The sequence below is a fragment of the Cohnella lupini genome, assembly GCF_003386205.1.
GTDB lineage: Bacteria > Bacillota > Bacilli > Paenibacillales > Paenibacillaceae > Cohnella > Cohnella lupini.
On record NZ_QRDY01000024.1, the window covers coordinates 25,801 to 51,076 of the forward strand.

General features: G+C 52.9%; 20 protein-coding genes. 13 read left to right on the forward strand and 7 right to left on the reverse strand.

Annotation, left to right across the window (positions count from 1 at the left end; translation table 11 throughout):
* Nucleotide 1: 1 nt before the first annotated feature.
* Entirely contained in the window at nt 2-721 is a 720-nt protein-coding gene (locus DFP95_RS24730; protein ID WP_115995373.1) for a TrkA C-terminal domain-containing protein, read from the reverse strand.
* Nucleotides 722-1,330: 609 nt separating this feature from the next.
* On the opposite strand from DFP95_RS24730, the gene DFP95_RS24735 reads away from it, so the two are divergent.
* The 3 genes from DFP95_RS24735 (at nt 1,331) to DFP95_RS24745 (ending at nt 7,520) form a co-directional block, all read left to right on the forward strand.
* Nucleotides 1,331-3,082 (forward strand): ABC transporter ATP-binding protein, encoded by a 1,752-nt coding sequence (locus DFP95_RS24735; RefSeq protein WP_115995374.1) that lies wholly within the window; start codon nt 1,331-1,333, stop codon nt 3,080-3,082.
* Nucleotides 3,083-3,453: 371 nt separating this feature from the next.
* The gene (locus DFP95_RS24740; protein ID WP_115995375.1) at nt 3,454-5,475 is read left to right on the forward strand and encodes an ABC transporter ATP-binding protein; all 2,022 of its coding nucleotides are present in this window, start codon (nt 3,454-3,456) and stop codon (nt 5,473-5,475) included.
* A gap of 530 nt (nt 5,476-6,005) precedes the next feature.
* Nucleotides 6,006-7,520 (forward strand): gluconokinase, encoded by a 1,515-nt coding sequence (locus DFP95_RS24745; protein ID WP_245987943.1) that lies wholly within the window; start codon nt 6,006-6,008, stop codon nt 7,518-7,520.
* Between the two features lie 127 nt (nt 7,521-7,647).
* Here DFP95_RS24745 and DFP95_RS24750 read toward each other — a convergent pair whose 3' ends face one another.
* Nucleotides 7,648-7,803 (reverse strand): DUF1540 domain-containing protein, encoded by a 156-nt coding sequence (locus DFP95_RS24750; RefSeq protein WP_115995376.1) that lies wholly within the window; start codon nt 7,801-7,803, stop codon nt 7,648-7,650.
* 318 nt (nt 7,804-8,121) lie between these two features.
* On the opposite strand from DFP95_RS24750, the gene DFP95_RS24755 reads away from it, so the two are divergent.
* Entirely contained in the window at nt 8,122-10,098 is a 1,977-nt protein-coding gene (locus DFP95_RS24755; RefSeq protein WP_425453324.1) for a DEAD/DEAH box helicase, read from the forward strand.
* A gap of 295 nt (nt 10,099-10,393) precedes the next feature.
* Nucleotides 10,394-10,816, forward strand: a complete 423-nt coding sequence (locus DFP95_RS24760; RefSeq protein ID WP_220376464.1) for an organic hydroperoxide resistance protein — start codon at nt 10,394-10,396, stop codon at nt 10,814-10,816.
* A gap of 58 nt (nt 10,817-10,874) precedes the next feature.
* Here DFP95_RS24760 and DFP95_RS24765 read toward each other — a convergent pair whose 3' ends face one another.
* The 4 genes from DFP95_RS24765 to DFP95_RS24780 form a co-directional block, all read right to left on the reverse strand.
* The gene (locus tag DFP95_RS24765; RefSeq protein WP_115995379.1) at nt 10,875-11,750 is read right to left on the reverse strand and encodes an RNA polymerase sigma-70 factor; all 876 of its coding nucleotides are present in this window, start codon (nt 11,748-11,750) and stop codon (nt 10,875-10,877) included.
* A gap of 40 nt (nt 11,751-11,790) precedes the next feature.
* A complete protein-coding gene (locus tag DFP95_RS24770; RefSeq protein WP_115995380.1) occupies nt 11,791-12,978 on the reverse strand; it encodes an NAD(P)/FAD-dependent oxidoreductase in 1,188 nt (395 codons plus the stop codon).
* A gap of 78 nt (nt 12,979-13,056) precedes the next feature.
* Nucleotides 13,057-15,339, reverse strand: a complete 2,283-nt coding sequence (locus DFP95_RS24775) for a putative bifunctional diguanylate cyclase/phosphodiesterase (RefSeq protein WP_115995381.1) — start codon at nt 15,337-15,339, stop codon at nt 13,057-13,059.
* A 118-nt stretch (nt 15,340-15,457) separates the two neighbouring features.
* Nucleotides 15,458-16,081 carry a TetR/AcrR family transcriptional regulator gene (locus DFP95_RS24780; RefSeq protein WP_115995382.1) on the reverse strand — a complete coding sequence of 208 codons (624 nt, stop codon included), beginning with the start codon at nt 16,079-16,081 and terminating at the stop codon, nt 15,458-15,460.
* 183 nt (nt 16,082-16,264) lie between these two features.
* Between DFP95_RS24780 and DFP95_RS24785 the strand changes: the two genes are divergently transcribed.
* From DFP95_RS24785 to rlmH, 3 genes are all read left to right on the forward strand, one after another.
* On the forward strand, nt 16,265-17,455 hold the full coding sequence (locus DFP95_RS24785) for a YhgE/Pip domain-containing protein (RefSeq protein WP_115995383.1): 1,191 nt from the start codon (nt 16,265-16,267) through the stop codon (nt 17,453-17,455).
* A 120-nt stretch (nt 17,456-17,575) separates the two neighbouring features.
* A complete protein-coding gene (locus tag DFP95_RS24790) occupies nt 17,576-17,788 on the forward strand; it encodes a YwbE family protein (RefSeq protein WP_115995384.1) in 213 nt (70 codons plus the stop codon).
* A gap of 153 nt (nt 17,789-17,941) precedes the next feature.
* Nucleotides 17,942-18,421, forward strand: a complete 480-nt coding sequence (gene rlmH, locus DFP95_RS24795; RefSeq protein WP_115995385.1) for a 23S rRNA (pseudouridine(1915)-N(3))-methyltransferase RlmH — start codon at nt 17,942-17,944, stop codon at nt 18,419-18,421.
* A 471-nt stretch (nt 18,422-18,892) separates the two neighbouring features.
* On the opposite strand, the gene DFP95_RS24805 is transcribed toward rlmH, so the two are convergent.
* Nucleotides 18,893-19,879 (reverse strand): aldo/keto reductase, encoded by a 987-nt coding sequence (locus DFP95_RS24805; protein ID WP_115995386.1) that lies wholly within the window; start codon nt 19,877-19,879, stop codon nt 18,893-18,895.
* Nucleotides 19,880-20,059: 180 nt separating this feature from the next.
* Between DFP95_RS24805 and DFP95_RS24810 the strand changes: the two genes are divergently transcribed.
* The 5 genes from DFP95_RS24810 to DFP95_RS24830 all read left to right on the forward strand — a co-directional run bounded on the left by DFP95_RS24810 (nt 20,060) and on the right by DFP95_RS24830 (nt 25,050).
* Entirely contained in the window at nt 20,060-21,031 is a 972-nt protein-coding gene (locus DFP95_RS24810) for an AraC family transcriptional regulator (RefSeq protein WP_115995387.1), read from the forward strand.
* Nucleotides 21,032-21,366: 335 nt separating this feature from the next.
* Nucleotides 21,367-21,927: an RNA polymerase sigma factor gene (locus DFP95_RS24815; RefSeq protein WP_181907596.1), complete on the forward strand. Its 561-nt coding sequence runs from the start codon at nt 21,367-21,369 to the stop codon at nt 21,925-21,927.
* Nucleotides 21,924-22,334: a zf-HC2 domain-containing protein gene (locus tag DFP95_RS24820; RefSeq protein ID WP_115995389.1), complete on the forward strand. Its 411-nt coding sequence runs from the start codon at nt 21,924-21,926 to the stop codon at nt 22,332-22,334. Before DFP95_RS24815 ends, DFP95_RS24820 begins: the two co-directional genes overlap by 4 nt.
* Nucleotides 22,335-22,354: 20 nt before the next feature.
* Nucleotides 22,355-22,846 carry a hypothetical protein gene (locus tag DFP95_RS24825; protein ID WP_115995390.1) on the forward strand — a complete coding sequence of 164 codons (492 nt, stop codon included), beginning with the start codon at nt 22,355-22,357 and terminating at the stop codon, nt 22,844-22,846.
* Between the two features lie 32 nt (nt 22,847-22,878).
* Nucleotides 22,879-25,050: an MMPL family transporter gene (locus tag DFP95_RS24830; protein ID WP_115995391.1), complete on the forward strand. Its 2,172-nt coding sequence runs from the start codon at nt 22,879-22,881 to the stop codon at nt 25,048-25,050.
* Nucleotides 25,051-25,276 lie beyond the last annotated feature (226 nt).

The following is a 25,276-nucleotide window of genomic DNA, read 5'->3' on the forward strand; positions in this document are numbered from 1 at the left end:
GTCAGCCACCTCTTCCTATCCACGACAATGCTTTTATTTCGTCCTTCATCATGCCGTCTTTGTCTTCCAACTCCTTGCCGAAAGCGCGGTCTATCTCCTCTTTCTCCCCGTAAATATACAGAATGTCGCCCGATTCCAGCCTGGTCCGCAACCTGTCTTTACGTATCGTCTCCGTACCTCTGCCGATGAACAGGACGTTGACGTCGGCGTCGCCTTTCAATCGTATATCCAAAGTATGCCCGATCAGCGAGGATTTCGGACCTACCGGGATATCCAGGAAGGCATCGTCTTCGCAATGAAGGAGCACATCATTGATCGGCAATTCGTATATTTCGAATTTGCGTTCCAACGGAAGGTTGAACTTGTTCATGAGGAGCGGTTGAGTCATGGGAAGCTTCAGCACAACAAGAAGCAAGGCAAGGACAACGGGAATGACGGCGAGATACGAGATGCGAAGATCCGGCGCAAGAATGCTGCTGATGGAGGAAATAATGACCGCGAAAGAAAATACGCCGAACAGGATGAGGAACATGCCTAATCTTCGGCGTACCGGATGTCCCAGGACAAGCTCCGATTCCTTAGTCGTGAATCCCGTGCTCGTTAGTAGAGAGATGACTTGGAACCGCGCGATATCGTATTTCAGACCCGTCGAACGCATGAGCACGACGGCGATCTCGATGACAAGCAGAACGATGGCGAAGTATGTCACGATGAACCACATGGGCCATCATCTCCTTAGAGTCGATATTTTGGCTTTACTGGACTATTACCCATAGGGAGGAGCAGTCGAAGCATCAGTCGGCCATTTAACAAAAAAGTTCATATAAATTTACCAAATGCCCGTTGACAGCTTTAGGGGGCCGATGGTAAAGTGACACATATACTTTGATGAACGGAAGGGAGGGCTACGACATGATTAACCGATTCGATGACGGATTTACAATGCTCACTCATGGAGCGTTGGTATTCGTACGACATGGACGTAACCCTCTCGCGAACAATCGCTAACGGACCGGAGAATAGATCGATTCTCTGGCAAGCTTGGCGGGGCGCATGGTTACGGAGACGTAATCGTGCGCCTTTTTGTTCGCATCGGTAGCTGTTGCGGTCTTATGGACGGCTTCGGCTCCCGATGCGAATGGGGATGGTTATCCATCCCCGGGGGCGTATCGCTTACGGCGGTATGCCTCTTTTTGTTCTTCATAAGTAAAACGGCTTCTCCGTTACCGGGACGGTTGAACACGTTGGTATAGAGCGGTTGGGTAGGAAAAGCGCTTAAAGTATGAGCCTTTTGCCATCCAACCATTTAGAAGGGTGTGAACGCATAGATATGTTTATCGTATTGAAGAAATTAAGCTGGTTTTTCAAAATGTACTGGAAAAGATACACGGTCGCTATCGTGCTTCTGACGATCGTAGGCATCATGGACGTTATCCCTCCGAAGCTTATCGGAGTGGCGATCGATGGCATTCGGCAGGAGACGCTTACTTCGGCTAAGCTGATGGAGCTCTTGCTCTACTGGGGCGGTCTGACCGTCGCCGGGTACGGAATTACTTACATTTGGCTATATCAACTGTTCGGCGGCGCGTTCGTGCTGGAGCGACTTCTTCGTTCCCGACTGATGCGGCATTTGCTGAAAATGAACCCGACGTTCTATGAACGCAATCGTACTGGGGATCTGATGGCTCGGGCGACGAACGACCTGGGAGCGGTGTCGACGACGGCCGGCTTCGGTATTCTGACGCTGATCGATTCGACGTTATTCATGACTACGATCCTCGTCGTCATGGCCGGCTTAATCAGCTGGAAGCTGACGTTAGCCGCGATGCTGCCCCTACCGATCATGGCGCTGCTCATGCAGCACTTCGGCAAGAAGATCCACGACCGGTTCATGAAGTCGCAGGATGCCTTCGGCGGATTGAACGATCAAGTGCTGGAGTCGGTATCGGGGGTTCGGGTCATCCGGGCGTTCGTGCAGGAGGAAGCGGATCGGAAAAGGTTCAGCAATTCGACGGACGACGTCTTCGACAAGAACATCCGAGTCGCCAAGATCGATGCCTTGTTCGAGCCTACGGTCAAAATTCTGGTGGGGATGAGTTACTTAATCGGATTGTGTTACGGCGCGGTACTCGTGTTCAGAGGAGAGATCACCCTAGGCGAGATGGTCTCGTTCAACATGTTCCTCGGTATGCTCATCTGGCCGATGTTCGCTATAGGGGAATTAATCAATATCATGCAGCGGGGCAACGCTTCCCTAGACCGAATCAACGAGACGCTCGGAGTGAAAGCCGACGTGAAGGAAGCAGACGAACCGGTCGAGCTGGCCGTTCCCGAATCGATCGCGTTCGAACGCGTGACGTTCCGGTATCCGTCCTCATCGATCGATAATTTGGTAGATATCTCGGTATCGCTTCGCAGAGGGCAGACGCTTGGAATCGTCGGGCGTACCGGAAGCGGGAAAACGACGTTGCTTAAGCAGCTGCTTCGCGAGTATCCGATGGGCGAAGGTAATCTAACGGTCGGCGGGGTTCCGCTTACGGAAATCGAGCTGGACCGTTTGCGGAGCTGGATCGGATACGTACCGCAACAGCCTATCCTGTTCAGCAAGACGATTCGCGAGAATATATGGTTCGGTACGACGGACGAAGCGAAGGACGAGGAGCGGCTGAATCGGGCGCTTGAGCTGGCTTCGTTCCGCAAGGACGTAGCGTTCCTGCCCGAAGGGCTGGAGACGCTCGTCGGAGAGAAGGGCGTTGCCTTGTCCGGCGGTCAGAAGCAGCGCGTCAGCATCGCCCGGGCGGTTATCGCCGATCCGGAGATTCTAATGCTCGACGATGCTTTGTCCGCGGTCGACGCCAAGACGGAGACGGAGATTCTGGAAGGAATCCGCAGCGAGCGCGAAGGCAAGACGACTATCATCACGACGCATCGACTGACGGCCGTACAGCATGCGGATTGGATCGTCGTGCTCGATGAAGGCCGCGTAACGGAAGAAGGCACGCATGAGCAGCTTCTGCAGTTAGGCGGTTGGTATAAGGAACAATACGACCGTCAGCAATTGGCTTCCGTGGTGGAAGCGTAAGGCTGTAGTCGATGAATACGGTACGAACGGGTCGAGATAACGAAGGAAGTTAGCTAATTCGACGCATCGCAGGCAAGTTGGGTCGAGATAACGAAGGAAGTTAGCTAATTCGACGATTCGCAGGCAGGTTGGGTCGAGATAACGAAGGAAGTTAGCTAATTCGACGATTCGCAGGCAGGTTGGGTCGAGATAACGAAGGAAGTTAGCTAATTCGACGCATCGCAGGCAGCTTGGGTCGAGATAACGAAGGAAGTTAGCTATTTCGACGCATCGCAGGCAGGTTGGGTCGAGAACGAGCTAAACTCACCTTTGTTGGATGATAAGCGATAAGCAAAGCAAGAGTCATAGAAGAAATGTAGGTGACCATATTCATGGGTAGTAACGGCAAAAGACTGTTTCAATATGCTTTGAATTACAAGAAACCGATTCTAGTGGCGCTCATCCTGCTGTTAATGGCGGTAGGAGTCGAGCTAATCGGCCCATTCCTCGCCAAACGGATGATCGATACGAATATTATGGGTATCGAGAAGCCTTGGTACGAGACCCAGCAGGATGAGAAGTACGCGGTCTCATACAAGGACGGCTGGTACAAGAGAGAGGACCACTACTCGCAAGGAGAGGCGAAGGGACGCGAAGTTCGCATCCTGCAATCCGGACGTCATTATTACTTCGTAGACGCCGCAGGGGTACCGAGTACCGGGAAGCGGACGTTCACGGATGGCCAATTGACGATCGAGAGGGAAGACGGAAGCCAGCAGCAATTCCCGGCGACCCTGCTTACCAAGGGCGACACTTATGAATTTTACAAACCGGAGTTCCGCAGCATTATCCTCCTGGCGATCAGTTACGTCGGGTTGCTGCTAGTCGGATCCGTGCTCGCTTACTGGCAGAAGCTGTTGCTGCAGGTGTCGGCGAATCGGATCGTTCGGAAAATGCGCAACGACGTGTTCCGGCACATTCAACGTCTTCCCGTGCAGTATTTCGATAATTTGCCGGCGGGTAAAGTCGTAGCGCGGGTTACGAACGACACGGAAGCGATCAGGGAGCTGTACGTGTCGGTTCTGGCCAACTTTTTCTCGGGTATCATCTATATCGCGGCGATAATCGGAGCCTTGTTCGTCCTGGATACGAAGCTGGCGTTGATCGCGTTGCCGTTCATTCCGATTCTGTACGTATGGATCGTCGTTTACCGCAAATTCGCGGCGAAGTATAATCACGTCATCCGGACGCGTCTCAGCGACATTAACGGGATGATCAATGAGTCGATCCAAGGGATGCCGATCATTCAGGCGTTCCGCAAAGAGAAGGAAACGATGAACGAGTTCCATGAGATGAACGACGAGTATTTCAAATATCAGAACAAGATGCTTACTCTGAACTCGATTACGTCTCATAACTTGGTTAACGTTTTCCGCAACGTGCTGTTCATAGCCGTCATCTGGATGTTCGCCGGGGATTGGCTTGGCGTGGCGGTAACGGTCGGCGTTCTGTACGCTTTTATCGACTACATGAACCGGATGATGCAGCCGATCGTGGGGATCGTGAATCAGCTATCGAATTTGGAAGTTGCTCGCGTATCCGCCGAACGGGTATTCACGCTTCTCGACGAGCCGGGCATCGAGGTATCGAGCAGCCGGATCGAGCGATACAAAGGGAACGTAAGCTTCGAAGATGTCTCGTTCGGCTATAAGCCGGGAGAAGACGTGTTGAAGAATATCGGCTTCAAAGCGCGCCAAGGGGAAACCGTTGCTCTGGTAGGGCATACGGGCTCGGGCAAGAGCTCGATTCTCAACTTGTTGTTCCGGTTCTACGACGTGGAGCGTGGTACGATTACCGTGGACGGCAAGGACATCAAGGAGATGTCGAAGCAGGAGCTTCGCCAGCATATGGGCATCGTGCTTCAGGATCCGTTCCTGTTTACGGGAACGATCGCGTCCAATGTCAGCTTGGAAGATCCTTCTATTTCCCGGGAAAAGGTGGAGCAATCGCTGCGCGACGTAGGCGCTTACGACATGTTCATGCAGCTTCCGGGCGGACTGGATGAGCCGGTTATCGAGAAGGGGAGCACGTTATCCGCCGGTCAACGGCAACTGATCTCGTTCGCTCGGGCGCTCGCGTTCGATCCGGCGATCTTGATCTTGGACGAAGCGACCGCGAGCATCGATACCGAGACGGAAGCGATCATCCAAGGCGCGCTCGACGTGTTGAAGCGCGGACGGACGACGTTCGTCATCGCGCATAGGCTGTCGACGATTCGGGCGGCCGACCAGATCCTCGTGCTCGACCGCGGACGGATTACGGAACGCGGCAATCACGACGAGCTGATGCAGCAGCAAGGCAAATATTTCGCGATGTACCAGCTGCAGCAGGGCGTTGCGGAAGTCGTAGCTTAATAGAAGGGAGAACGGGCGGGAATTCCGCTTGTTCTCCCTTTTTTTTGTGCTATTAGAGTTATTGTGAGCTGGGATGAGAGTCATCCACTTCAAATACGATGGTTTTCAATGTATTTTTGAGACATGTTCAAGAAATAGGTTTGATAAAGATGTTTTTTATTCCAATTGGTCTCCGCTTGTCCTATTTCTGAGACAAATACGATCTATAGTGATGTTCCTCATCCTACTTTGAATGCATAAGTGCTCAATAGCACCAATTAACGATGATTACCATTCTACTTACTTACCTTGGGCTCGCTTATATCCTCGTTGGCTAATTTGAGGCAAATCGTACTGTAGAGCGCGCTTTTTTCTCGAAGTGCCGGACGGCGAAGCAGGTTTACTTATTGCTCCGCTGTTACCCGCCAACCTGAACTAGATACGGCTGTTGCCCTCTAACGGCTCGCAATTCATTGGTGAACGAAATAAGCTTTTTGTATAATGAAGGATATAGATTGTAAGTGCGATATACGGCGGGAGAGTGTCTAGAGGTGGGCGACAAGCGAGTGATCATTGGAATAGATATCGGAACGACGAGTACCAAAAGCGTAGCGTTCGGCATGGACGGGATTATGTTGGGTAGCTATGCCGTTGAATATCCTTTGATTCAAGACCAACCGGGCTGGGCAGAGCAGGATCCGGATATCATCGTGCAATCCGCGATCGAGAGCGTGAATGGCGTATTAAGCCGAAACGGCATAGACGGCACGAGCGTAGCGGGCGCGGGAATCAGCTCCGCGATGCATTCTCTCATTGCCGTCGGCGCGGGCGGGCGCCCGCTAACGAGAAGCATCACTTGGGCGGATGGGCGGAGCGAGCATCAGGCGCGCATCATTCGGAAACAGCCGGGAGGATTGGACGTATATCGCCGTACAGGTACTCCGATTCATCCGATGTCTCCGCTATCGAAGCTGGTATGGCTAAGAGAGAATCAGCCGGATGTGTGGACGAGTGCCGATAAGTTTGTTTCCATTAAAGAGTATTTGATCTATCGTTTGTTCGGCGAATGGGTAGTGGACCACTCCCTGGCATCGGCAACCGGGCTTTTGGCGCTTGATACATTGGAATGGGATGAGGGTGCTCTTGCGATCGCCGGGATAGACAAGAGTCGGCTGTCAGAGCTTAGACCTGGTACTTATCGACTTCAAGGCTTAGCCACGGCGGATGCGGAAGCGATGGGACTGAAGAAGAATACGCCGTTCTTCCTTGGAGGAAGCGACGGAGGTATGGCGAATGTAGGCGTCGGAGCCATCGGACCCGGCGAAATGGCCGTCACGATCGGCACGAGCGCCGCGGTCCGGATGATGACGGACAAGCCTTTAACGGACGAGAAACAGCGAACTTTCTGTTACAACGTTGCGAAATCTTCTTATATTATCGGGGGAGCGACGAACAACGGAGGGATCGTCCTTCAGTGGATGCGCGATGCCTTGTATGCGGGAGAGAAGTCGACGGAGGAGTTGCTCGGTGCGGTTAGCGGGATTGCCGCCGGCTCCGAAGGTTTGCTTTTTCTGCCTTTCTTGACGGGGGAGCGGGCTCCGATCTACAACTCCGAGGCGCGGGGAACTTATTTCGGCATGCATCTCGGTCATCGGCGGGAGCATTTCGTTCGCGCGGGATTGGAGGGAGTGATGTTCGCCGTTCTTTCCGTGGCCGAGGCCTTAAAAGATTTAGCGGGTCCAGCGCGGGAAGTGAGGGCATCGGGCGGGTTCGCGAAGTCTCCGTTATGGCTTCAGATGTTGGCGGATATGCTGGGACAAGAGGTTCAGGTACCGAGAGTAACCGAGGCTTCGGCTCTGGGAGCGGCCGTATTGGCGATGCAGGGCTTAGGCGAAATGCAGGATTGGAGCACAATCAAGGAATGGACTCCTATCGCGCACCGTGTAGAGCCGAACTTGCGTGATGCGGAGCTTTACCGCGAATTATTCACTGTCTACGAGCAGCTTAGAGGGGCTCTTCCCGAGCACTTCGCTTCCATTTCAGCTTTTCAACGAAAGCATTCGTAGAAGTTATAGACAAATGAGTGATAATAATTCTCATTGTTGGTTACAATACATGGGAGCGAGCAACGTCAAAAGCGAAAGGCATCCCGAGGGATGCCTTTACGGTAAGGCGGGCTTGCGCGCGAAAAGCCTAAATTTTCGCTTCGAACGTTTTACAATCGGTTTCGCCTGATTGCGAAGCTTGCTTGTTCCGGTTGTTCACTACGTAGATCGAGGATGCATTGCAGGCGTTGCCAGGCGCCCAGTATTTGCATGAATTTACTTCGCACAGTACATCTTTAGCCATAGCTCGTCTCACCTCCTGTCACTAGGATGGTCGAAGGCGGTCTCTTTATACGTGCGAGCCCCCCGCTTACTTCCCGAAATGGGCATAAAGCGGGCTTTTTGGCATGGAAAACGGGGTTTTTTGGCAGGGAAAAGCAGGAAGTTACATGTCGGGTGCCGGGATGTGGTAGGATAGAGGGTAATGGCCAAAAGAATCGGATGGATAAGATAGGTTTGGTTTGGGAAGCCAATGAGTTAGGGATTAGAGGATGGAGTGGTTTAAGTGACGGATTTTGCGGAATTAGGCGTGTCAGAAGGTCGGGTTGCGATACTGAAAGCGATGGGGATCGTAACGCCGACGCCGGTGCAGGAAGAAACGATTCCGATCGTGAAGGCCGGGCATGACGTAATCAGCCAAGCGCAAACGGGTACGGGCAAGACATTGGCGTTCGTGTTGCCGATGCTGGATAAGATTAAGGTGGATGCTCCCTACGTACAAGGTCTGATCGTGACGCCGACGCGCGAGCTTGCGATTCAGATTACGGCGGAGATCAAGAAGCTGCTTACCCCGGAGGACGGGATTAAGGTGCTGGCCGTCTACGGCGGACAGGACGTGGAAGCCCAGCTATTCAAGCTGAAGGGCAACATTCACATGATCATCGCAACGCCGGGAAGGCTGTTGGATCATATTCGGAGAGAGACGATTTCTCTGGCGGGCGTGAAAATGCTCGTACTGGACGAAGCGGATCAGATGCTGCACATGGGCTTCCTGAAGGAAGTCGAGGAGATTCTGAACCAGACTCCTTATAAGAAGCAAGCGATGCTGTTCTCGGCGACGATGCCGGCTTCGATTCGGGAGATGGCGGGACGGATCTTGCGCAGCCCGCAGCACGTTACGGTCAAAGCGGAGCGGATTACCGTCAAGGACATTCGCCAATGGGTCGTGGAAACCTCTGACCGGGACAAGCAAGCGACTTTGGTGAAGCTGCTGCAGACGACTCAGCCTTATTTGAGCATTATTTTCTGCAGGACGAAACGTCGGGCTAATGCGTTGAACGTGGCGTTGCAAGAGCTGGGCTACGAGTCCGACGAGCTGCACGGGGATTTGTCCCAAGCGAAGCGGGAGCAGGTTATGAAAAGATTCCGCGACGCGCGACTGCAACTGCTGGTCGCAACGGATATCGCCGCGCGCGGGTTGGACGTCGAAGGAGTTACCCACGTCTTTAACTATGACGTTCCGGAAGACGTGGAAAGCTACATTCACCGAATCGGCCGTACCGGTCGCGCAGGCGAGAAAGGTCTCGCGATTACGATAATCGCGCCTAAAGATCGCCGAGAACTTGGAGACATCGAGGATGGCATCCAGATGGCGATCGAGCGCAGAAGCGAAGAAGGCGCGAAGCTTAGCGGCGGCGGACTGGAAGGCTCGCGCAGTAGCGGCGGGCTTGGTCGCGGCGCAAGCGGCGGCAGTCGGGCGACTCGCGGCGGTAGCGCCGGTGCAAGCAAAGGCCGCGGTGTGGGCGCGAGCCGTGGGGGCGACAAGCCGTATGGCGCGGGAGCCGCAGGCAGTGGGCGCGGCGGCGATAAGCGGCGCGCGGCCGTGGCGAAGCCGGGCTCGGGCAATCGCTCGAGCACGGGCGAGTGGGTGGACCGCGGCCAAAGCCGCGAAGCGATGAGCGCCGGGCGCGGCGGTCGGTCTGCGGCGAGTCCGGAGCCATCGGACGAGGCGGTCGGGTTTACGTTCGCCGAGCGTGGCGGACGGGAAGGCGGCCGGAGCGCGGGAGCGGGCACGGGACGCAAGCCGATCGGCGATCGCGGTGGCTTTGGCCGGTCTGCGGGAGCAGGCGGCAGGGCCGGCGGTTTCGGCGGACGCAAGTCCGCGAATGATCGCGGAGGCAGCGAACGGTCGGGAGCGGGCTTCGGTCGCGGAGCGGCGGCGGACGATCGTGGAGCTGCTCGTCCTAGCGCAGGCGGCACGACGAGAAGGAATTCCGCCGAGAGAATGGCGGAACGCGCGGCAGAGCAAGCGAAGTTCGAGCGTCAAGACGATCGCGGAGGCTTCGGCCGTTCTTCCGGCGCGGGTTCGAGCGGCGGCTTCTCCAAAGGCGGGCGCAAAACGGAACAACGCGGCAGCGGCGGAGCGAGCGGCGGTTCCGGGCGCTCAAGCGGAGGCGGCAGGTCTTCTTCCGCTCCGAAGAGCGGCGGTTTCGGCGGCAGTAGCTTCGGCGGAAGCAAAGGCGGCTTCAAGGCAGGTTCGAAAGGACCATCCGGCGGCGGCGGACGTAGCGGCGGACGCGGCGGTTCGCGCGGCAGATAATCCAATACGGACAAAAAGCCTTCAATTCCACGTTTATTCAGTGGCCTTGAAGGCTTTTTTGCTATCGTTGGGGGAGTGTGGGTTATCCATATCCAATACGATGTATTTCAATATATTTTTGAAGCAAGTTAAAGAATTAAGCTTGAGAAGTGCTTAATAGTGCCAATAACGATGTTTCCCATTCTAATTGCCCCATCTATTTTAACCGTCGACTTTGGGAATGATATATCCTGCGCGTGACCGCTTTACCTCAACGCGAGAAAATGACTAAGGGAGAGTTATGAGAATGGGAAATATGGAGAAGAAATTGTATACGGGAATAGCAACGGTAGAAGGCGGAAGAGATGGAAAAGCCGTTTCTAGCGATGGAGTACTTAACTTGGATTTAAAAGTCCCCAAGGAATTAGGAGGGGCCGGCGGACATGGAACCAATCCGGAGCAACTGTTCGCGGCAGGATACGCGGCATGCTTCGACGGCGCTTTGAATGTCGCAATTAGAATGAAAAAGATTAAAGTAGAGGGCACTAAAGTAACGGCTAATGTGACGATCGGGAAGGATGCCAACGATGCCTTTATGCTGACGGCTAAGTTGGATGTAAGCGTAAGCGGAGTAGATGCCGATGTCGCCGAGCAATTAGTCGCGGATGCGCATCAGATATGCCCTTATTCCAGATTGACTCGCGAAGGTATGGCTGTGGAGCTGAACGTCGTGGATTGATGAAAATTTCTCTGTTTAAAAGAAATACAGTCAACCCGATTCGGGCTGACTGTATTTCTTATTCATTCGGACGACGAGTCGCGAAGAGGAGTTTATCCGGATTCCGAACGAAGTAAATGCGGCGAATGTTGGTATCGTCAACATCCAGGAAAGCGACGGTATCGATTCGTTCGTCGATCCGGATGACGAGCGCGGTCCGGTCGTTCATCGGCATGATATCCGCACTGAAATCCCATCGGTTCTCCTGCGCTTTATGAATCAGTCCGAATAAGAATCGGACTATGCGTTCGCGAGTCAGGATCGGCTGAGTCGCCCCGGACACTTTGCCTCCTCCGTCGGTTACGAGAACGGCATCCTCTGATAACAAGGACATCAAGGCATTGGCGTTGCCTTGCTCAAGCGCATGAAGGAATCGCCCGATCCACTCGTCGCCGTGCGCGTCGGCTTCTAAATGATCCTCCTCGGCCATTCCCATTTTACCCCGGGCACGGCTGACGATTTTGCGACAATTGACCTCGCTCTTGCCGACGAGACCCGCGATTTCCTCGTATTCGAAGCAGAGAGCCTCGCGCAACACGAATATGGCGCGTTCAGCGGGAGACAGACGCTCGAGAAGCACGAGCATGGCATAGGAGAGCAATTCCTTGCGCTCGACGACTTCGAATTCGTCGTCGCCTGCGGTGAAGAGAGGCTCCGGAAGCCAAGGACCCGTGTAGAGCTCGCGCTTCTTGCGGGCGGACTTTAGGAGATCCAGGCTGCGGTTGGTCGTCATCCTGCATAGGTATGCCTTCGGTTCCGCCAAGCGCTCGGGATCGACGTCATGGACCTTAACGAATACGTCCTGCACGATATCTTCCGCGTCGGACGCGGAACCGGTCAATTGGTACGCGAGCCGAAACAGCAGGTTTTTGTATTTCGTATAGAGCTCTTCCACCGCCAGTACACATCCTTCCAAGCTGCTACGTTAATCTCCTTCAGGATTTCAACAGGCTAGCGATATTCCAAGTGAATTGTCTGATTTTCCAGCCGAGCTTACCCGCGATTATGATGTCCAATCCCCATTGCCGCGTCCATATCATTCCCTTGTCCGGTCCCAATCCGACGCAGAAGAAATCCATGTAGGCCGAATGGGCGGGGGCAGGGCTTCCGTTGACGTCGGCAGCGACGATTTTCCCCAGTCTGGCCGCTTGGCCGGTAGCTTCCTTGCAGGTCATGCGATCCGCTTTTCCGTTAGTCGGATCCAAGATACGAGCGCAATCCCCGATGGCGTAGACGCCCGGAGCCCCCGCCGCGCGATAGCTGGAGTCGACGACCAACTGACCCTCGGCCGTTACCGGCAGTCCCAAATGGCGAATCATCGGATTCGGTACTAAGCCTAACGTCCAGACGCAGAGGCCGACCGGAATGTTACTTCCGCCATCCAACGAAAGGATGCCGTCCTTCTCGCGAATCGCTTTCCTTCCGTGGAGGACGGTCACGCCGCCTTCGGCTAGAACCTTCTCCAGCTTGCGTCCCATTCTAGGAGGACCCTCCGTAAACAAGCGGGTTTGCGAGTTCAGCAACAATACCTTAACGTCGTCCGGATTCATGCGCAGGTTTCTAGCTTCCTCGCGCATCGCATGGGCCAGCTCCGCGGAGGTTTCGATCCCGCTGATCCCCGCTCCGGCGATCGCGACCGTCATCAACCGTTTCCGAACCTCGTCCGACTTCTCCGATGCGGCAAGTCGAAGATTCGTCTGCCATGTCTCGCGAATGGACGTCGCCGCTGCCAGCCCGGTTAAAGAAATACCGCCTTGGCTCGGATCCGCGCTTCGGATGACGCTGCCAACCGCCATGACGAGAATGTCGTAATCCAGTCCCTGCGAAGCTCCCGACTCGTCGGTATAGCTTAAGCTTCGGGTAGTGGTCTCAATGGAGGTCACGCTTCCTTGAAGAAATTGAACGCCTTCGGGGAAAACATTCGAGAGCGGCAGCTTAATATCGTGATCCCCCGCAGCAGGTCTGAACATCAGCACCTTGCGAAGATGATAAGATTGCTTGTCTATTAGAATTATCCGAAGCGATTTATCGTTAATTTTGTCCCCCAGCGATTTCCGAATGGTCTTGACCGCATGAATGCCTGCATAGCCCGCGCCAACGACAACGCACGTGAATGTTTTCATGATTTATTCTCTCCCCTCATGGTTTGCCCATATAACGAGAAGAAGAGAAAGCTTGTGACATGACAGGCGAGAAAAATTTCACTCCACCGGGACCGACTGCAAGAGCAGCAATCGCCCGATCTCTTCCGCAGGCTGAGGCTTGTGGAAAATAAAGCCCTGAACCTCGTGGCAATGGTTGTCCTGAAGGAAGGTAAGCTGCTCATGCGTCTCCACGCCTTCGGCAATAACGGCCAGATTCAGACGGTTCGCTATGAGAAGCATGGCCATGATGATCGCTTCGTCTTTATTGTCCCGGGAAATCCCGCCGACGAAGGAGCGATCGATCTTGATCCGGTCGATAGGCAGATTCTTCAAATACGCGAGCGACGAATATTGCGTGCCGAAGTCGTCGATCGAGATCGTAAAGCCCATGTCCCGCAGCTCTTGCAGAATACCTTGTTTGTCGTCCTTCATGGCCATGTTTTCCGTAATCTCAAGCTCCAGATCGCTTGGGCTTAATTCATGCTCGTCTACGATCCGCTTGATGGTGTGAGCGAGATCCTTCTCGCTGAATTGCCTGGCGGAGAGATTAACGGCAATCCGAATCGGAGCATAACCGGCTTGTCTCCAGGCTCTACTCTGAGCGCATACGATCCGCAAAACCCGCTCGCCGATCGGAACGATCAAACCCGTATCCTCGGCGATCGGAATGAATCTGTTCGGCGGTATTAAGCCGCGCTTAGGGTGATTCCAGCGAATCAGCGCCTCAAGCCCGATCATTTTCCCGGTCATGACATCGATCTGAGGCTGGTAGTGGACCAAGAATTCGTTCCGTTCCAGCGCCTTGCGGAGGCTATTCTTGATCTCCATCGTCTCTTCGGCTTCCGGGTACATCGTTCTATCGTAGAACCGGTATTGATTCTTGCCTTCCTCCTTCGCCCGGTACATGGCGAGGTCGGCATTCCGAATCAAAGTGGTATCATCGAGTCCGTCGTCCGGATAGAGAGCCACTCCGATGCTGGTCGTGACGAAATATTCCGTATCCTTCAGCAGGAAAGGCTGCTGAAACAGCTCGCGAATCTGAGCTGCGATTACCTTTACTTGGTCGCTCGAGACGACATTCGGAACGATAATCGTAAATTCGTCGCCGCCGATGCGGGAGATCGATTCTCCGTTGGCCATGGCCCAAGTTAACCGTCGACCGACTTCCTTAAGAAGAATATCCCCGTAGATGTGACCAAGCGTATCGTTGATCAGCTTAAAATGATCCAAATCCAAGAACAATACGGCTAACGCTAGGCCCGATTTCTTGCTTTCCGCGATCAGTCGCCCCAGATGTTCGTTGAAATACGTCCGATTGGGCAAGCCGGTTACCGCGTCGTGGTAGGCCATATGACGGACGGCTTGCTCTTTATTTTCAAGAAGATTCAGTTGCCCGCGAAGCTCCGTTTCCGCGCGTTCCAGATTGCGGGTACGCTCGTTCACTAGGCTCTGAAGCTTGGCTTTTTGCGTTAGCTGTACGTAGAGGAAGTAGAGAAAAAGCAGCAGAGAGAAGGCACAGATCAACTGAATAACCCGTATTTTCGAATCGATCGACTCCAGCGTGGCTAATCTCGGAATAGCGGCGATTTCCCAGTAGCCCTCGACCTCCATCAGCTCGGCTTGCTCCAAAAGCGGCGTCCTGTCGAACAATTTCGGATCGCCAAGAATATTCCGGCCGTTTCCCCTGACGGCAAAATCGATCCCTTTGTAAGCATCGAACAGGTCTGCTTCTTGCAGCATCGGGTTAATATCGAGCACGACGGAAACGAAACCCCAGAAACGTTCGCCTACATAGACGGATTGCCGGGACAGGAGTCCGACTCCGCCTTGCGCCAGCTGAACGGGGCCAAGCACGGTGATATCGTCGGTGAGCCTGCTTCTCTCCGCATTGTTGCGAACGGATTCGTCTGGATAGGTGAAGAGGTTTAGACCGAGCACGCTTTCGTTGCCGGAGAGAGGGTAGACGTACTTGGCGACTCCGGCAGGAAAGATGGAGAGATTGCGAATTCCCTTTACTCTGCCGATGAACTGCGACGCGAAAGCGTTGAAGTGGGAGGTGTTAATCTCGCCATTGTTAAACATGAGCTCATTAACGGTGAAGGCCTTAAGGCCGTTGGTGAGGAGAAGCTTGCTATCGATCGCGGACGAAAGAGCGGAGGCGTTAGCAGCCAGCTCATAAGCGGCGTCGCGAAATACTTCTTGCGTGAGGCGTTTCTTATAAGCATCCGTAAATAAGGCAACGAGGCATCCAAGGATCAGGGTCGTGCAGATCAATACGATCCATAGGCTGACTGGCGTCGAATAGGAGGAACGAGTCGGTCTGACGGATGAATGGGTCATATGGTGTCGCTCCCCGGCACGTATTCTCGGATAATATTGTCCTTATTTTACCTCAATAGTAGGCAAAATGTTCGCGAAAAATAACAGAAAACCATAGAAAATGCGTATTTTTGCCCGATTACCGCTTATTATGAGGCTTTTCCCTGATACCGGAGGCAATGAGCGGTCCGTGATTAACCATTTGGGTCATGATGAGACCCATTTCGTAGGGCGTTTTATTAAACCCCGATTCGATCCAGTGCATGATAATGCCGATGTTGGCGGATGAGATGTAAGCGATCAAATAGTCCCGAGGAATGAGCATGTCCTCTTCTCGCGGCTGCGAGTAACTGACCTTGTTGAAGATATGGGAATATAGGAAGGTTCTCAGTCGCTGCGCATACGAGATGTCGCCGTGAGGCCCGAAGATCACCTTATAGAAGTCCGCGTTACGCTCGACTTCCTCGAAGAGGCGAACGAGCTTCGGGTAGGGCTCGTCCTCGAAAGCGAATTGAGCGACCTCCTGCGGGTCGAATTCAAGAATCAAGCTCTGAAGCTTGCCGAAGATCTCGTCTTTAATCTGCTCTAGCATGTCCGGAACATCCTTGTAATGTAGATAGAAAGTTCCTCGGTTAATGTCGGCTCGCATCGCGATATCGGTGACGGTTATACTTTCCGCGCCTTTCTCCGTAAGCAAGCTGATCAGCGCTTGATAGAGAAGCTGTTTCGTTCTGGCTTGCCTTCGATCTGTTTTATCGGACACTCACGCTTCCTCCTCGCGAAGATTTTACGAAGATAATGAACAGTGAATCGCTGCCATGATGAGTAGTGAACATTGCGAGCCGAAGCTGATTATTGTATTCCGTGCTGGTTTTATTATAATGAACACACTGGTTATTAATCAACAACTTGTTTATTAAAATAAAGAAGGTGCAGGTGGAGGAAAATGGCCATATTTAAGCAGAAGTTACTGTGGATAGGGGTCGTAATCGTCACGGTCGTCTTGGTCGTGTTCGGTGCGGCGATGATGGGTTCGGTATTGGGAACGAAGCCGCAGGAGATACCGGTGGCGTTGGTCGTATTGGACCAGCCGGCCGAGCTACCGACTGGAGATAAGTTAACCGTAGGCGAGATGCTCAGCGGCCAATTAACGGAGAATACGCAGATGCCGATTTCCTGGACGATCGTAGGATCGGAGGAAGAAGCCCGCGCGGGATTAGACGATCGCAAGTACTACGGCGCGTTGATTGTTCCCGCGAATCTGAGCAGCGGATTGCTGTCGCTAGCCTCGCCGACTCCTCAGCCCGCAACGGTTACGATCGTCGTGAACGAAGGCATGAACGCCCAAGCGTCCACGGTCGTGAAGCAAGTGCTCGGTCAGGCGATGAAGGGCGCAAGCTTGGAGTTCTCGAAGCAGGTACTCGGTCAGATCGGTCAGCAGTCGCAGCAGATCTCGGTCGGCGCGGCGCAGGCGATACTAACTCCTATTGTGATACGGGAAGAAATCGTTCATCCGGCTGGCGCGAATAACGCGAGCGGGAATGCACCCGGATCGTTGACGCAGATCATGTGGATGGGCAGCTTGGTGACCGGCATGATCTTGTTCCTGACGAATCAGAAGACGATCGCGGCCGGCGCGCGGAGAGTATCGGTTATCGCGTCTCAAACTGTCGCGGGCCTAATCATTGTGGGCGCGGCTTCGGGTTTTCTGGTATGGATGGCATCGTCTTGGTATGGAATGGAGCTATCGAGCGCAACGGATACGTGGTTGTTCTTGTGGCTAATCGGCTCCGCGTTTTTCCTCCTTCAATCGGCATTGCTCAATTGGATCGGACTTCCGGCCATGGCCGTTCTAGTGCTGCTCATGTTCTTCTCTATGCCGCTGCTGAACATGGCGCCCGAATTCTTGTCGCGGACGACGCAGGATTGGATCTATTCTTGGACGCCCCTGCGGTTCGCGGCATCCGGCTTGCGCGAGGTCATGTACTTCGGCGGCTTGGATTCGGTCGGATCGAACGGCGCGACATTGTGGGGGATTGGTGGAGCGTTCATCGTGCTGCTGTTGGCTGCCAGCGTTAAGAAATCGCGGTCGAAGCTAGCTCCCCCCGCGAGTCCGACGACTCTTCCGACTGTCTGAGGTATTGGGGTATCTAACCCGGTTGGTTCTCATCGGAGAGCTGGCCGGGTTTTTGGTTAGGGATGCGGTTGTGGTACGATAAGGAAGATAAGCGAGACGGAAGTAGGAGTTGAAGGTAGAATGGCAGGTAACGGTAAAATCCGCAGCGACGTCAAGCCCGGTCTTGAGGTCGATATCGTATTGAAGCAGGATCAGCGCACGGGTAAGACGACCCGAGGAATCGTGAAGGATCTGCTCACGAATTCGCCGCAGCATCCGCACGGAATCAAGGTTAGATTGCAGGATGGGCAAGTCGGTCGGGTGCAAAATATTATCGGTCCGGTAAGCTTGTAGATCTTGGATCGAGATGCGGTGAGATGTTGGTCACGGTCGGTGGGTAGCCCTTTTCCGAATGCGGGAGAGGGCTTTTCGTTTTTTTGCAATGCGCAGCCGATTGCGCTAACCTGAGTGAAATGCACATATCCGGTTCGGGAGGAATTCATTCTCATGCACATACAGATCGTCAGCGTCGGCAAGTTAAAGGAAGATTACTTAGTGAAGGGTATTGCGGAATACGTCAAAAGGATGGGGCCTTACGCGAAGATCACGTTAACCGAAGTATCCGACGAGAAAGCCCCGGAGGTTCTAAGCGCCGCCGAAGAACGCCAAGTCGTCGGCCGGGAAGGCGAACGTATCCTTGCTTCTATTAAAGAAGAAGCGCATGTCGTCGCCCTAGCTATCGGCGGCGAGTTATGGTCCTCGGAGGACTTGGCTTCGCATATCGACAAACTCGGCACCTACGGCAAAAGCCACGTCGCCTTCGTCATCGGCGGCTCGCTCGGCTTGTCCGAAGCCGTATTGAAGCGGGCCGATAAGAAGCTGTCCTTCGGCAGACTGACGTATCCTCATCAGCTTATGCGGCTCATTTTGGTGGAGCAGGTTTATAGAGCTTTTAGGATTAACCGGGGTGAACCGTATCATAAGTAGAGCAAAATTTGTGGTTATAACAAGGGACCTCTTCGAAAAAGTCGGAGAGGTCCTTGCTAAAATAGAAAGCCGGTTGGTTATCTGCTATATATTCTGCTAAGTGATGTTGACGTCCGCTCCAGTCCAGTCGCAACGGTTTATTGCATAGGGTTGCCTTGCGCTTCATTCGAGACAGTCTCCCAGGCTTCCCAGGTTGCTAGACGTTCAGCATAGATGCCACGCGTAATAGGTAAGACTTCCGAGCCGAGTGCAAATCGTAGTGGGGATCAATAACGCCGAGTTCACCAGGCATTTAGCATGACCGTCTTGCCCGGCTCATTGTACATCTGTGACTGGCAAATCCGCCTTGCTTCAAACGTTGCATGCAATGAATTCCAAGTCGTTTATAAAAGTCAATGCGTTGCTTGAATACATCCATTGTCGTTAGGTCGGCAGCCTTTAACGTATCAGGTTATACGGTGAGTTCCATCCTTAAAGGTTGAGGCTGTTCATCGCGGCTTCGGGATAACGCAAGCCAGAGGCTGTTCCTCGGGGAGCCACTTGGTCGATGCGCGCCAAGTCTGCTGCTGTCAACTCGACTGCAAGCGAGCCTACGTTCTCCTCCAGGTACTTGATCCTCTTTGTACCAGGGATTGGCACAATATCTTGTCCCTGCGCCAACAACCATGCAAGCGCCAGCTGTGACGGCTCGCAGCCCTTATCGGCGGCCAGCTCGGAGACCCGCTCGACGAGATCCAGATTGCGCTGGAAGTTTTCTCCTTGGAAGCGTGGGGAGAATCGGCGGTAATCATCCTCCGCCAGATCCTCGAATTTGCGAATCTGTCCTGTCAGAAATCCGCGGCCGAGCGGGCTGTACGGCACGAAGCCGATGCCGAGCTCCCGACATGCAGCCAAGATGCCGTCCTCGACGTCGCGGCTCCATAGCGAATACTCCGTCTGAAGCGCGGCAATCGGATGTACGGCTGCCGCACGGCGAATGGTAGCTGGAGCGGCCTCGGACAGGCCAAGGTAACGTACCTTCCCTTCGCGTACCAACTCGGCCATCGCTCCGACCGTCTCTTCGATCGGCGTGTTCGGATCGACTCTGTGCAGATAGTAGAGATCGATATAGTCGACGCCGAGACGACGCAGGCTCGCTTCGCAAGCGGCCTTGACGTATTCCGGGCGACCGTTAATACCTAGGTACTTGCCGTCCTCGCTGCGCATGTTGCCGAATTTGGTCGCCAATACTACCTTATCGCGGCGTCCCTTGACTGCTTTGCCAACCAGCTCTTCATTTTTGCCGACGCCATACATATCCGCTGTATCCAGTAGATTTATGCCCAGTTCCAATGCACGATCGATCGTGCGCAGGGATTCCTCGTCGTCCCTACCGCTGTAAAAGTCGGACATGCCCATGCAGCCAAGCCCGAGCGCAGACACTTCAAGGCCACTCTTACCTAACGTTCTTCTTTTCATAATTGGTTTCGCCTCTCTATTCCCGTAATTTGATCTACGCCTTTATTATGCGACGATTGGCGCCCAACCGGGTAGCCGGGTTGTATCAAGTTATTGCCTAATCCTCTCAAGCGAACCGTCGCTGCCCCCGATCGGTGCTATAATGAACTTACCAAAGGGGATAAAGAATGGAGGGAAAAAATGCCGCACCCGCAGTTCACGTCGGCGCTGTCAGGCGCCGATCAGGACGGGCATTCGTTCGATGGTGGACATAAGTCAGTTGACCAGCTTGCTGAGTTGGGCAGGTTAATCGAGCGTCATACGGGCAGAGACGGGATGTTCGGAACATCCGTGCCATCGCTGCATCTGATTCGCAGCTCAAAAACCACACTGCCGGTCAATACAGTTTATGAGCCAGCAATCGTCATCGTAGCTCGTGGCTCGAAGATTGTTATGCTGGGAGAAGATAGCTTTACCTATGGTCCCTCCTCGCATTTTGTTGTGTCGGTCGATCTGCCGGTCACGTCGCGGCTTATTCAAGCTTCTCCTGAAGCGCCTTATTTATGTATGCGGCTTGGACTGAATCCCGCTCAGGTACTGGAAATGATGCAAGGCGCGGATGCGGAGGATGGCAGAGAGGCGAAACGGGGCGCCTTCGTCGACTGGACGAGTCCCGAGCTTCTGGACGCAGCAGTTCGGCTCGTTCGGCTGCTGGATACGCCTGGCGACATTCCTCATCTGGCGCCACTGGTCGTCCGCGAGATCTATTACCGGATAATGAAGGGAAGCCAAGGTGGAGCCTTTAAGCAGCTTGCCCTAGCTGGCAGCGGTACTAGCCGGATCGCCAGAGTCATCGCCCGCATCAAGCTTGATTATGCCCAACCGCTTCATATCGACGAACTCGCAAGAATGGCCCATATGGGTCCCTCGTCGCTCCATCGTCACTTCAAGGAAGTGACTGCCCTGAGCCCGCTGCAGTACCTGAAACGGATTCGCCTTCAGGAGGCGCGCCGTCTGCTATTAGCCGAATCCCTCGATGCAGCTGACGCAGCCTATCGTGTCGGCTACGAGAGCGCCACACAATTCAGCCGCGAATACGCTAGGCTGTTTGGTCTCCCGCCGATCAGTGATATCAAAAGGCTGCGGGAAGAGACGGTGCAGGAAATCGATTGAGTTCTTGTCGTCACATTGATCCATGGATATGTATAAGCTGGCGGCCACAGGGCCGCCATTTTTTTTCGCCGATAGACCCGTTAAGGGGAACCCTACCATAAGTGAGACGAAATTTTTGAATAAACAGGGAACCCAACAAACAGGGCTCTTCCCTGTTTATTATGCAAGGTGCATATAAACTACGGATTTAGTGAACGCTCGAAAGTAGATAGGTGTCAAATATCGCCATCATTCACCTTCGTGGCTGGAATAATGGTGATATTCTTTGTTTTCTCACACTAGATAATAAAAAATTGCAGGGTAAACTTCATGGGCGTCGTCTAACTATATGGAGTTTGCAAGGGGGGAGTGTCCTGAAGGAAGACAAATGGATTAAGGATGTGCTTTCTGGCAGGCACGAATCCTACGCTTATCTCGTGAAAGAATACCAGAGCAAGGTTTATCATGTATGTCTCAAAATAACCAGAGAAGAAGAATCCGCCAAGGAATTGGCTCATGTTGTACTAACCAAAGCGTTCTATTCCTTGTCCTCCTATCGGGAGGAAGCGGCATTCGGAACATGGTTATATAGTATCGCAGTTCGGACTTGTTTGGATTGGAAGAAGGCGAAGCAGCGCGAATGGAATAAACGCACGGCCGCCTCCGATCAAGCATTAGATTCAGTAACCGAAGAAACTCCCGAGAAGCTCCTTTTGGACAAGGAGATGAAGTCGGAACTGATGCAGCTCGTCAAAGAGCTGAAGGAACCTTATAAATCTGTCGTCTACTTGTATTTTTTCCGCGGACTGTCCTATAGGGAAATCGCCGAACGGACGGGATCTGCAGAAAAAACAATTGAATCGCAGTTGTACAGAGCTAAACAAATCCTTCGCAAGAAAAAGGAGAGATTCCGATGAAATGTAATGCGGTACAGGCGAACATTCTATCGTACATTGCGAATTCACTCCATTCGATCAGAATGAAGGATATCGAATTACACCTAGAGGAATGTGAAGAATGTAGGGAATGGTATCAGGATGTACTTGAGCTGGAGCGCATATGGAATGATCCTACTCTTCCGGCACTTGAAGAAGATTTGACGGTCGCTGTTATGGCAACCCTTAGCGATAGACCTAATCCTTACCGGCGAAATAATCGCTTTAATCCGCTGTTAAAAATGGCGTTGGCCTCCTCCTGCGCACTGATCTTGTTCATCTGTAATGGAGCAGAATGGTTCGATACGGCCGTATCGAATATCGGTAATTATAATGAGCATATCGCAAATTCAATATCCGATATCTATCACAACTTATCAGACAACTAATAAGAAAAGGAGTGTCCAATATGGATCGCAAAAAATGGAGAATGAGCATCACCTTTCTTTTAGCACTCACTCCGGGGCTAGGTCATTATTATTTAGGCTTTAATCAATGGGGATTGAAGTACATGATTGCTTCTTTTGCCTGTATCAGCTTGATTCCTACTTTCCCGATGGTTTTCCCATTTGCCCTCGCTACGATATGGTTCTATCAATTATTCGACGCCCTGCAGAAAGCTTCATGGGTGAATAAGAATTCTGATCTGCAGGAAAGTCCGGTATGGACGAATCCAAACGCTATGTACGAAGAGATGGAAAGTGACCGAGCTGCTTCTTCCTTGTGGATGGGTATTGGAATTGTAGCGGCTGGCTTGCTTGTTGCCATAGTGACCCTATTCCCTCACCTTCGAGAATGGATATTAGAACCAAAGAATGGAAGCATGCTTGTGGCTGCTGGATTAATTCTATATGGAGCCACTTTAATCGTAAGACATTCGCTGGATAAGAAAGCAAAATAAATCGAGAATAGTACAGGAAGCAGGATGTTATTATGGCAAAGTATTTGTATCAGCTGGGCCTCTGGTCCGCTAGACGCTCTCGTTTCATTATTGGATTATGGACCGTTATTCTTATTAAGGCCATCTGTTTAGGTACGTTATTTGCAGGTCCGGTCAGCGACTCCCTCTCCATTCCGGGAACAGACTCCCAGAAAGCACTTGATTTATTAGATAAGGAATTCCCACAGGCGAACGGCGGCGATGTAAGACTCATTTTCGCCATGCCTGAGGGCAAGCCATTAACAGACGAGACAACGCAGCAAGCTGTTAACAAGATGCTGGACGCAGTAGCTAAGGATAATGCGATTATCAGCATCGTGAGTCCATACGAATCCGGGGCCATAAGCGCAGATGAGCGGATCGGGTACGCCGATATCACCTACCAAGCGACCGCGGAGGAAGTGTCTGAAGCATCTAAGACCCATATTCTTCAAAGTTTAGCGCTTACTCGCGATGCGGGTATCCAAACCGAGGTAGGAGGATCTGTTGAGGTAATCGAACAGTCCGGCGCCGGCGCTTCTGAAGTCATTGGGATTATCATCGCCTTCATTGTACTTGTCATCACGTTCCGCTCTTTCCGCGTGGCGGGGTTGCCAATTATATCGGCACTTGTCGGCGTTGCCATCGGTGTCATGGGCGTTAATTTTGGCGCAAATTTTTTTGACATAAATTCTGAGGGTACCATATTGGCTCTGATGCTAGGTTTGGCCGTGGGCATCGACTACTCGCTCTTTATTATTTCTCGTCACCGTCAGCAGTTGGATAGTGGAATGGAAATCAAGGAATCCATCGCGCTTGCGACAGCGACAGCAGGAAGCGCCGTTATTTTTGCAGGCTTAACTGTTATAATCGCACTTTCTTCCTTCGTAGTCGTTAACATCCCGTTCTTTAGTGTCATGGGCTTGGCTGCATCGTTCACCGTGTTCATCTCAGTGATGATTGCCATCACGTTAACGCCGGCAATATTGTCGCTCGCTGGCAATCGTATCCGTTCAACACGCCGCAACAACCGCAAGCCACATGCCCGGAAGAGCAAGCCATTTGCCTATCGGTGGGGAAAATTCGCAGCAAAATTCCCGATTCCAATCGTATTGGTTGTCATGATCGGGCTGGGTACGCTTGCCCTGCCTGCCCTTAACATGAAACTCGGCTTGCCGGACGACGGCATGAGCCAGGCCGACACTTCCGCAAGACGCGGCTATGATCTGTTGTCTGAGGGCTTCGGTCCCGGATTCAACGGTCCTCTGGCCATTGCCATTCGATCCACGAACGGAGATCAGATAGAAGAGGCCGCTACTAAGATTGCAGGCGACCTGGGGACCATGGAGAACGTCGCTGCCGCTTCACCGCCTATGCTTAACGAAGCCGGCAATTTGGCTATCGTCAGCGTGACGCCGAAGACAGGGCCCAACGACGATCTCACGCACGACTTGGTGCAATCGATACGAGAACATGGCAAACAGCTTGTATCCCAAGCTCAGATTCAATTGATGGTTACGGGCGTCACCGCTATTAATATCGACATGTCCGACCGCATAAGTACAGCGTTCCCGCTCTTCGGATCGATCATCATCGCACTTGCGTTCATCTTGCTACTGCTCGTATTCCGCTCGGTGCTCGTGCCTGTTAAAGCGGTTCTCGGCTTCTTGCTGTCGCTGCTCGCGTCACTGGGTGTTGTTGTATCGGTGTTCCAGTACGGTCACTTTGCCAACTTGTTCGGCGTTGCAGCCGAAGGCCCAGTCGTAAACTTCTTGCCTGTGCTACTTACCGGCGTTCTGTTCGGACTTGCGATGGATTACGAGGTTTTCCTCGTCTCGCGTATGCGGGAAGAATATACGAATACCGGACAAGCGCGGCCATCCGTCGTGTCCGGACTCGGCCATAGCGGACGGGTTGTGACCGCGGCGGGACTCATCATGATCTTTGTTTTTGGTGGCTTTATTTTAGCGCCGGATCCAAAAATCAAAGCAATAGGACTATCGCTGACGTTAGGTGTCCTCATTGACGCTTTCGTTGTTCGAATGACGCTTGTACCTGCAATCATGACCTTGTTAGGCCGGTCGTCTTGGTATTTGCCGCGATGGCTGAAGCGTATCCTGCCAAACGTAGACATTGAGGGTGAGTCTGTCATCAAAGCATTGGAGTCCAAGAAAGATATATCCTAATTAATAACTTTTCACCCTAATCATCGAGTTCTCGACATGACTGTTAATAATAAGACGCCAGCGGCAAGGGCACCCAAACGGGTGCCCTTAAATTTCGCTCTATAGATGATAAGCTGAACCTTATCTTAAGTAGGGCGAATTTTACTGGAGAACGTCCAATATGGAGTTCTCCTTCACGTCACGCATGATCTTCCGTTACTTCTCTTACTATTTGCTGTGCACAGGC

Bases quoted from the DNA above. Each gene is read 5' to 3' on its own strand.
- DFP95_RS24730 (WP_115995373.1), bottom strand. From the start codon at position 721: ATGTGGTTCATCGTGACATACTTCGCCATCGTTCTGCTTGTCATCGAG.
- DFP95_RS24735 (WP_115995374.1), top strand. From the start codon at position 1,331: ATGTTTATCGTATTGAAGAAATTAAGCTGGTTTTTCAAAATGTACTGG.
- DFP95_RS24740 (WP_115995375.1), top strand. From the start codon at position 3,454: ATGGGTAGTAACGGCAAAAGACTGTTTCAATATGCTTTGAATTACAAG.
- DFP95_RS24750 (WP_115995376.1), bottom strand. From the start codon at position 7,803: ATGGCTAAAGATGTACTGTGCGAAGTAAATTCATGCAAATACTGGGCG.
- DFP95_RS24755 (WP_425453324.1), top strand. From the start codon at position 8,122: ATGGGGATCGTAACGCCGACGCCGGTGCAGGAAGAAACGATTCCGATC.
- DFP95_RS24760 (WP_220376464.1), top strand. From the start codon at position 10,394: ATGGAGAAGAAATTGTATACGGGAATAGCAACGGTAGAAGGCGGAAGA.
- DFP95_RS24770 (WP_115995380.1), bottom strand. From the start codon at position 12,978: ATGAAAACATTCACGTGCGTTGTCGTTGGCGCGGGCTATGCAGGCATT.
- DFP95_RS24775 (WP_115995381.1), bottom strand. From the start codon at position 15,339: ATGACCCATTCATCCGTCAGACCGACTCGTTCCTCCTATTCGACGCCA.
- DFP95_RS24785 (WP_115995383.1), top strand. From the start codon at position 16,265: ATGGCCATATTTAAGCAGAAGTTACTGTGGATAGGGGTCGTAATCGTC.
- DFP95_RS24790 (WP_115995384.1), top strand. From the start codon at position 17,576: ATGGCAGGTAACGGTAAAATCCGCAGCGACGTCAAGCCCGGTCTTGAG.
- rlmH (WP_115995385.1), top strand. From the start codon at position 17,942: ATGCACATACAGATCGTCAGCGTCGGCAAGTTAAAGGAAGATTACTTA.
- DFP95_RS24805 (WP_115995386.1), bottom strand. From the start codon at position 19,879: ATGAAAAGAAGAACGTTAGGTAAGAGTGGCCTTGAAGTGTCTGCGCTC.
- DFP95_RS24810 (WP_115995387.1), top strand. From the start codon at position 20,060: ATGCCGCACCCGCAGTTCACGTCGGCGCTGTCAGGCGCCGATCAGGAC.
- DFP95_RS24820 (WP_115995389.1), top strand. From the start codon at position 21,924: ATGAAATGTAATGCGGTACAGGCGAACATTCTATCGTACATTGCGAAT.
- DFP95_RS24825 (WP_115995390.1), top strand. From the start codon at position 22,355: ATGGATCGCAAAAAATGGAGAATGAGCATCACCTTTCTTTTAGCACTC.
- DFP95_RS24830 (WP_115995391.1), top strand. From the start codon at position 22,879: ATGGCAAAGTATTTGTATCAGCTGGGCCTCTGGTCCGCTAGACGCTCT.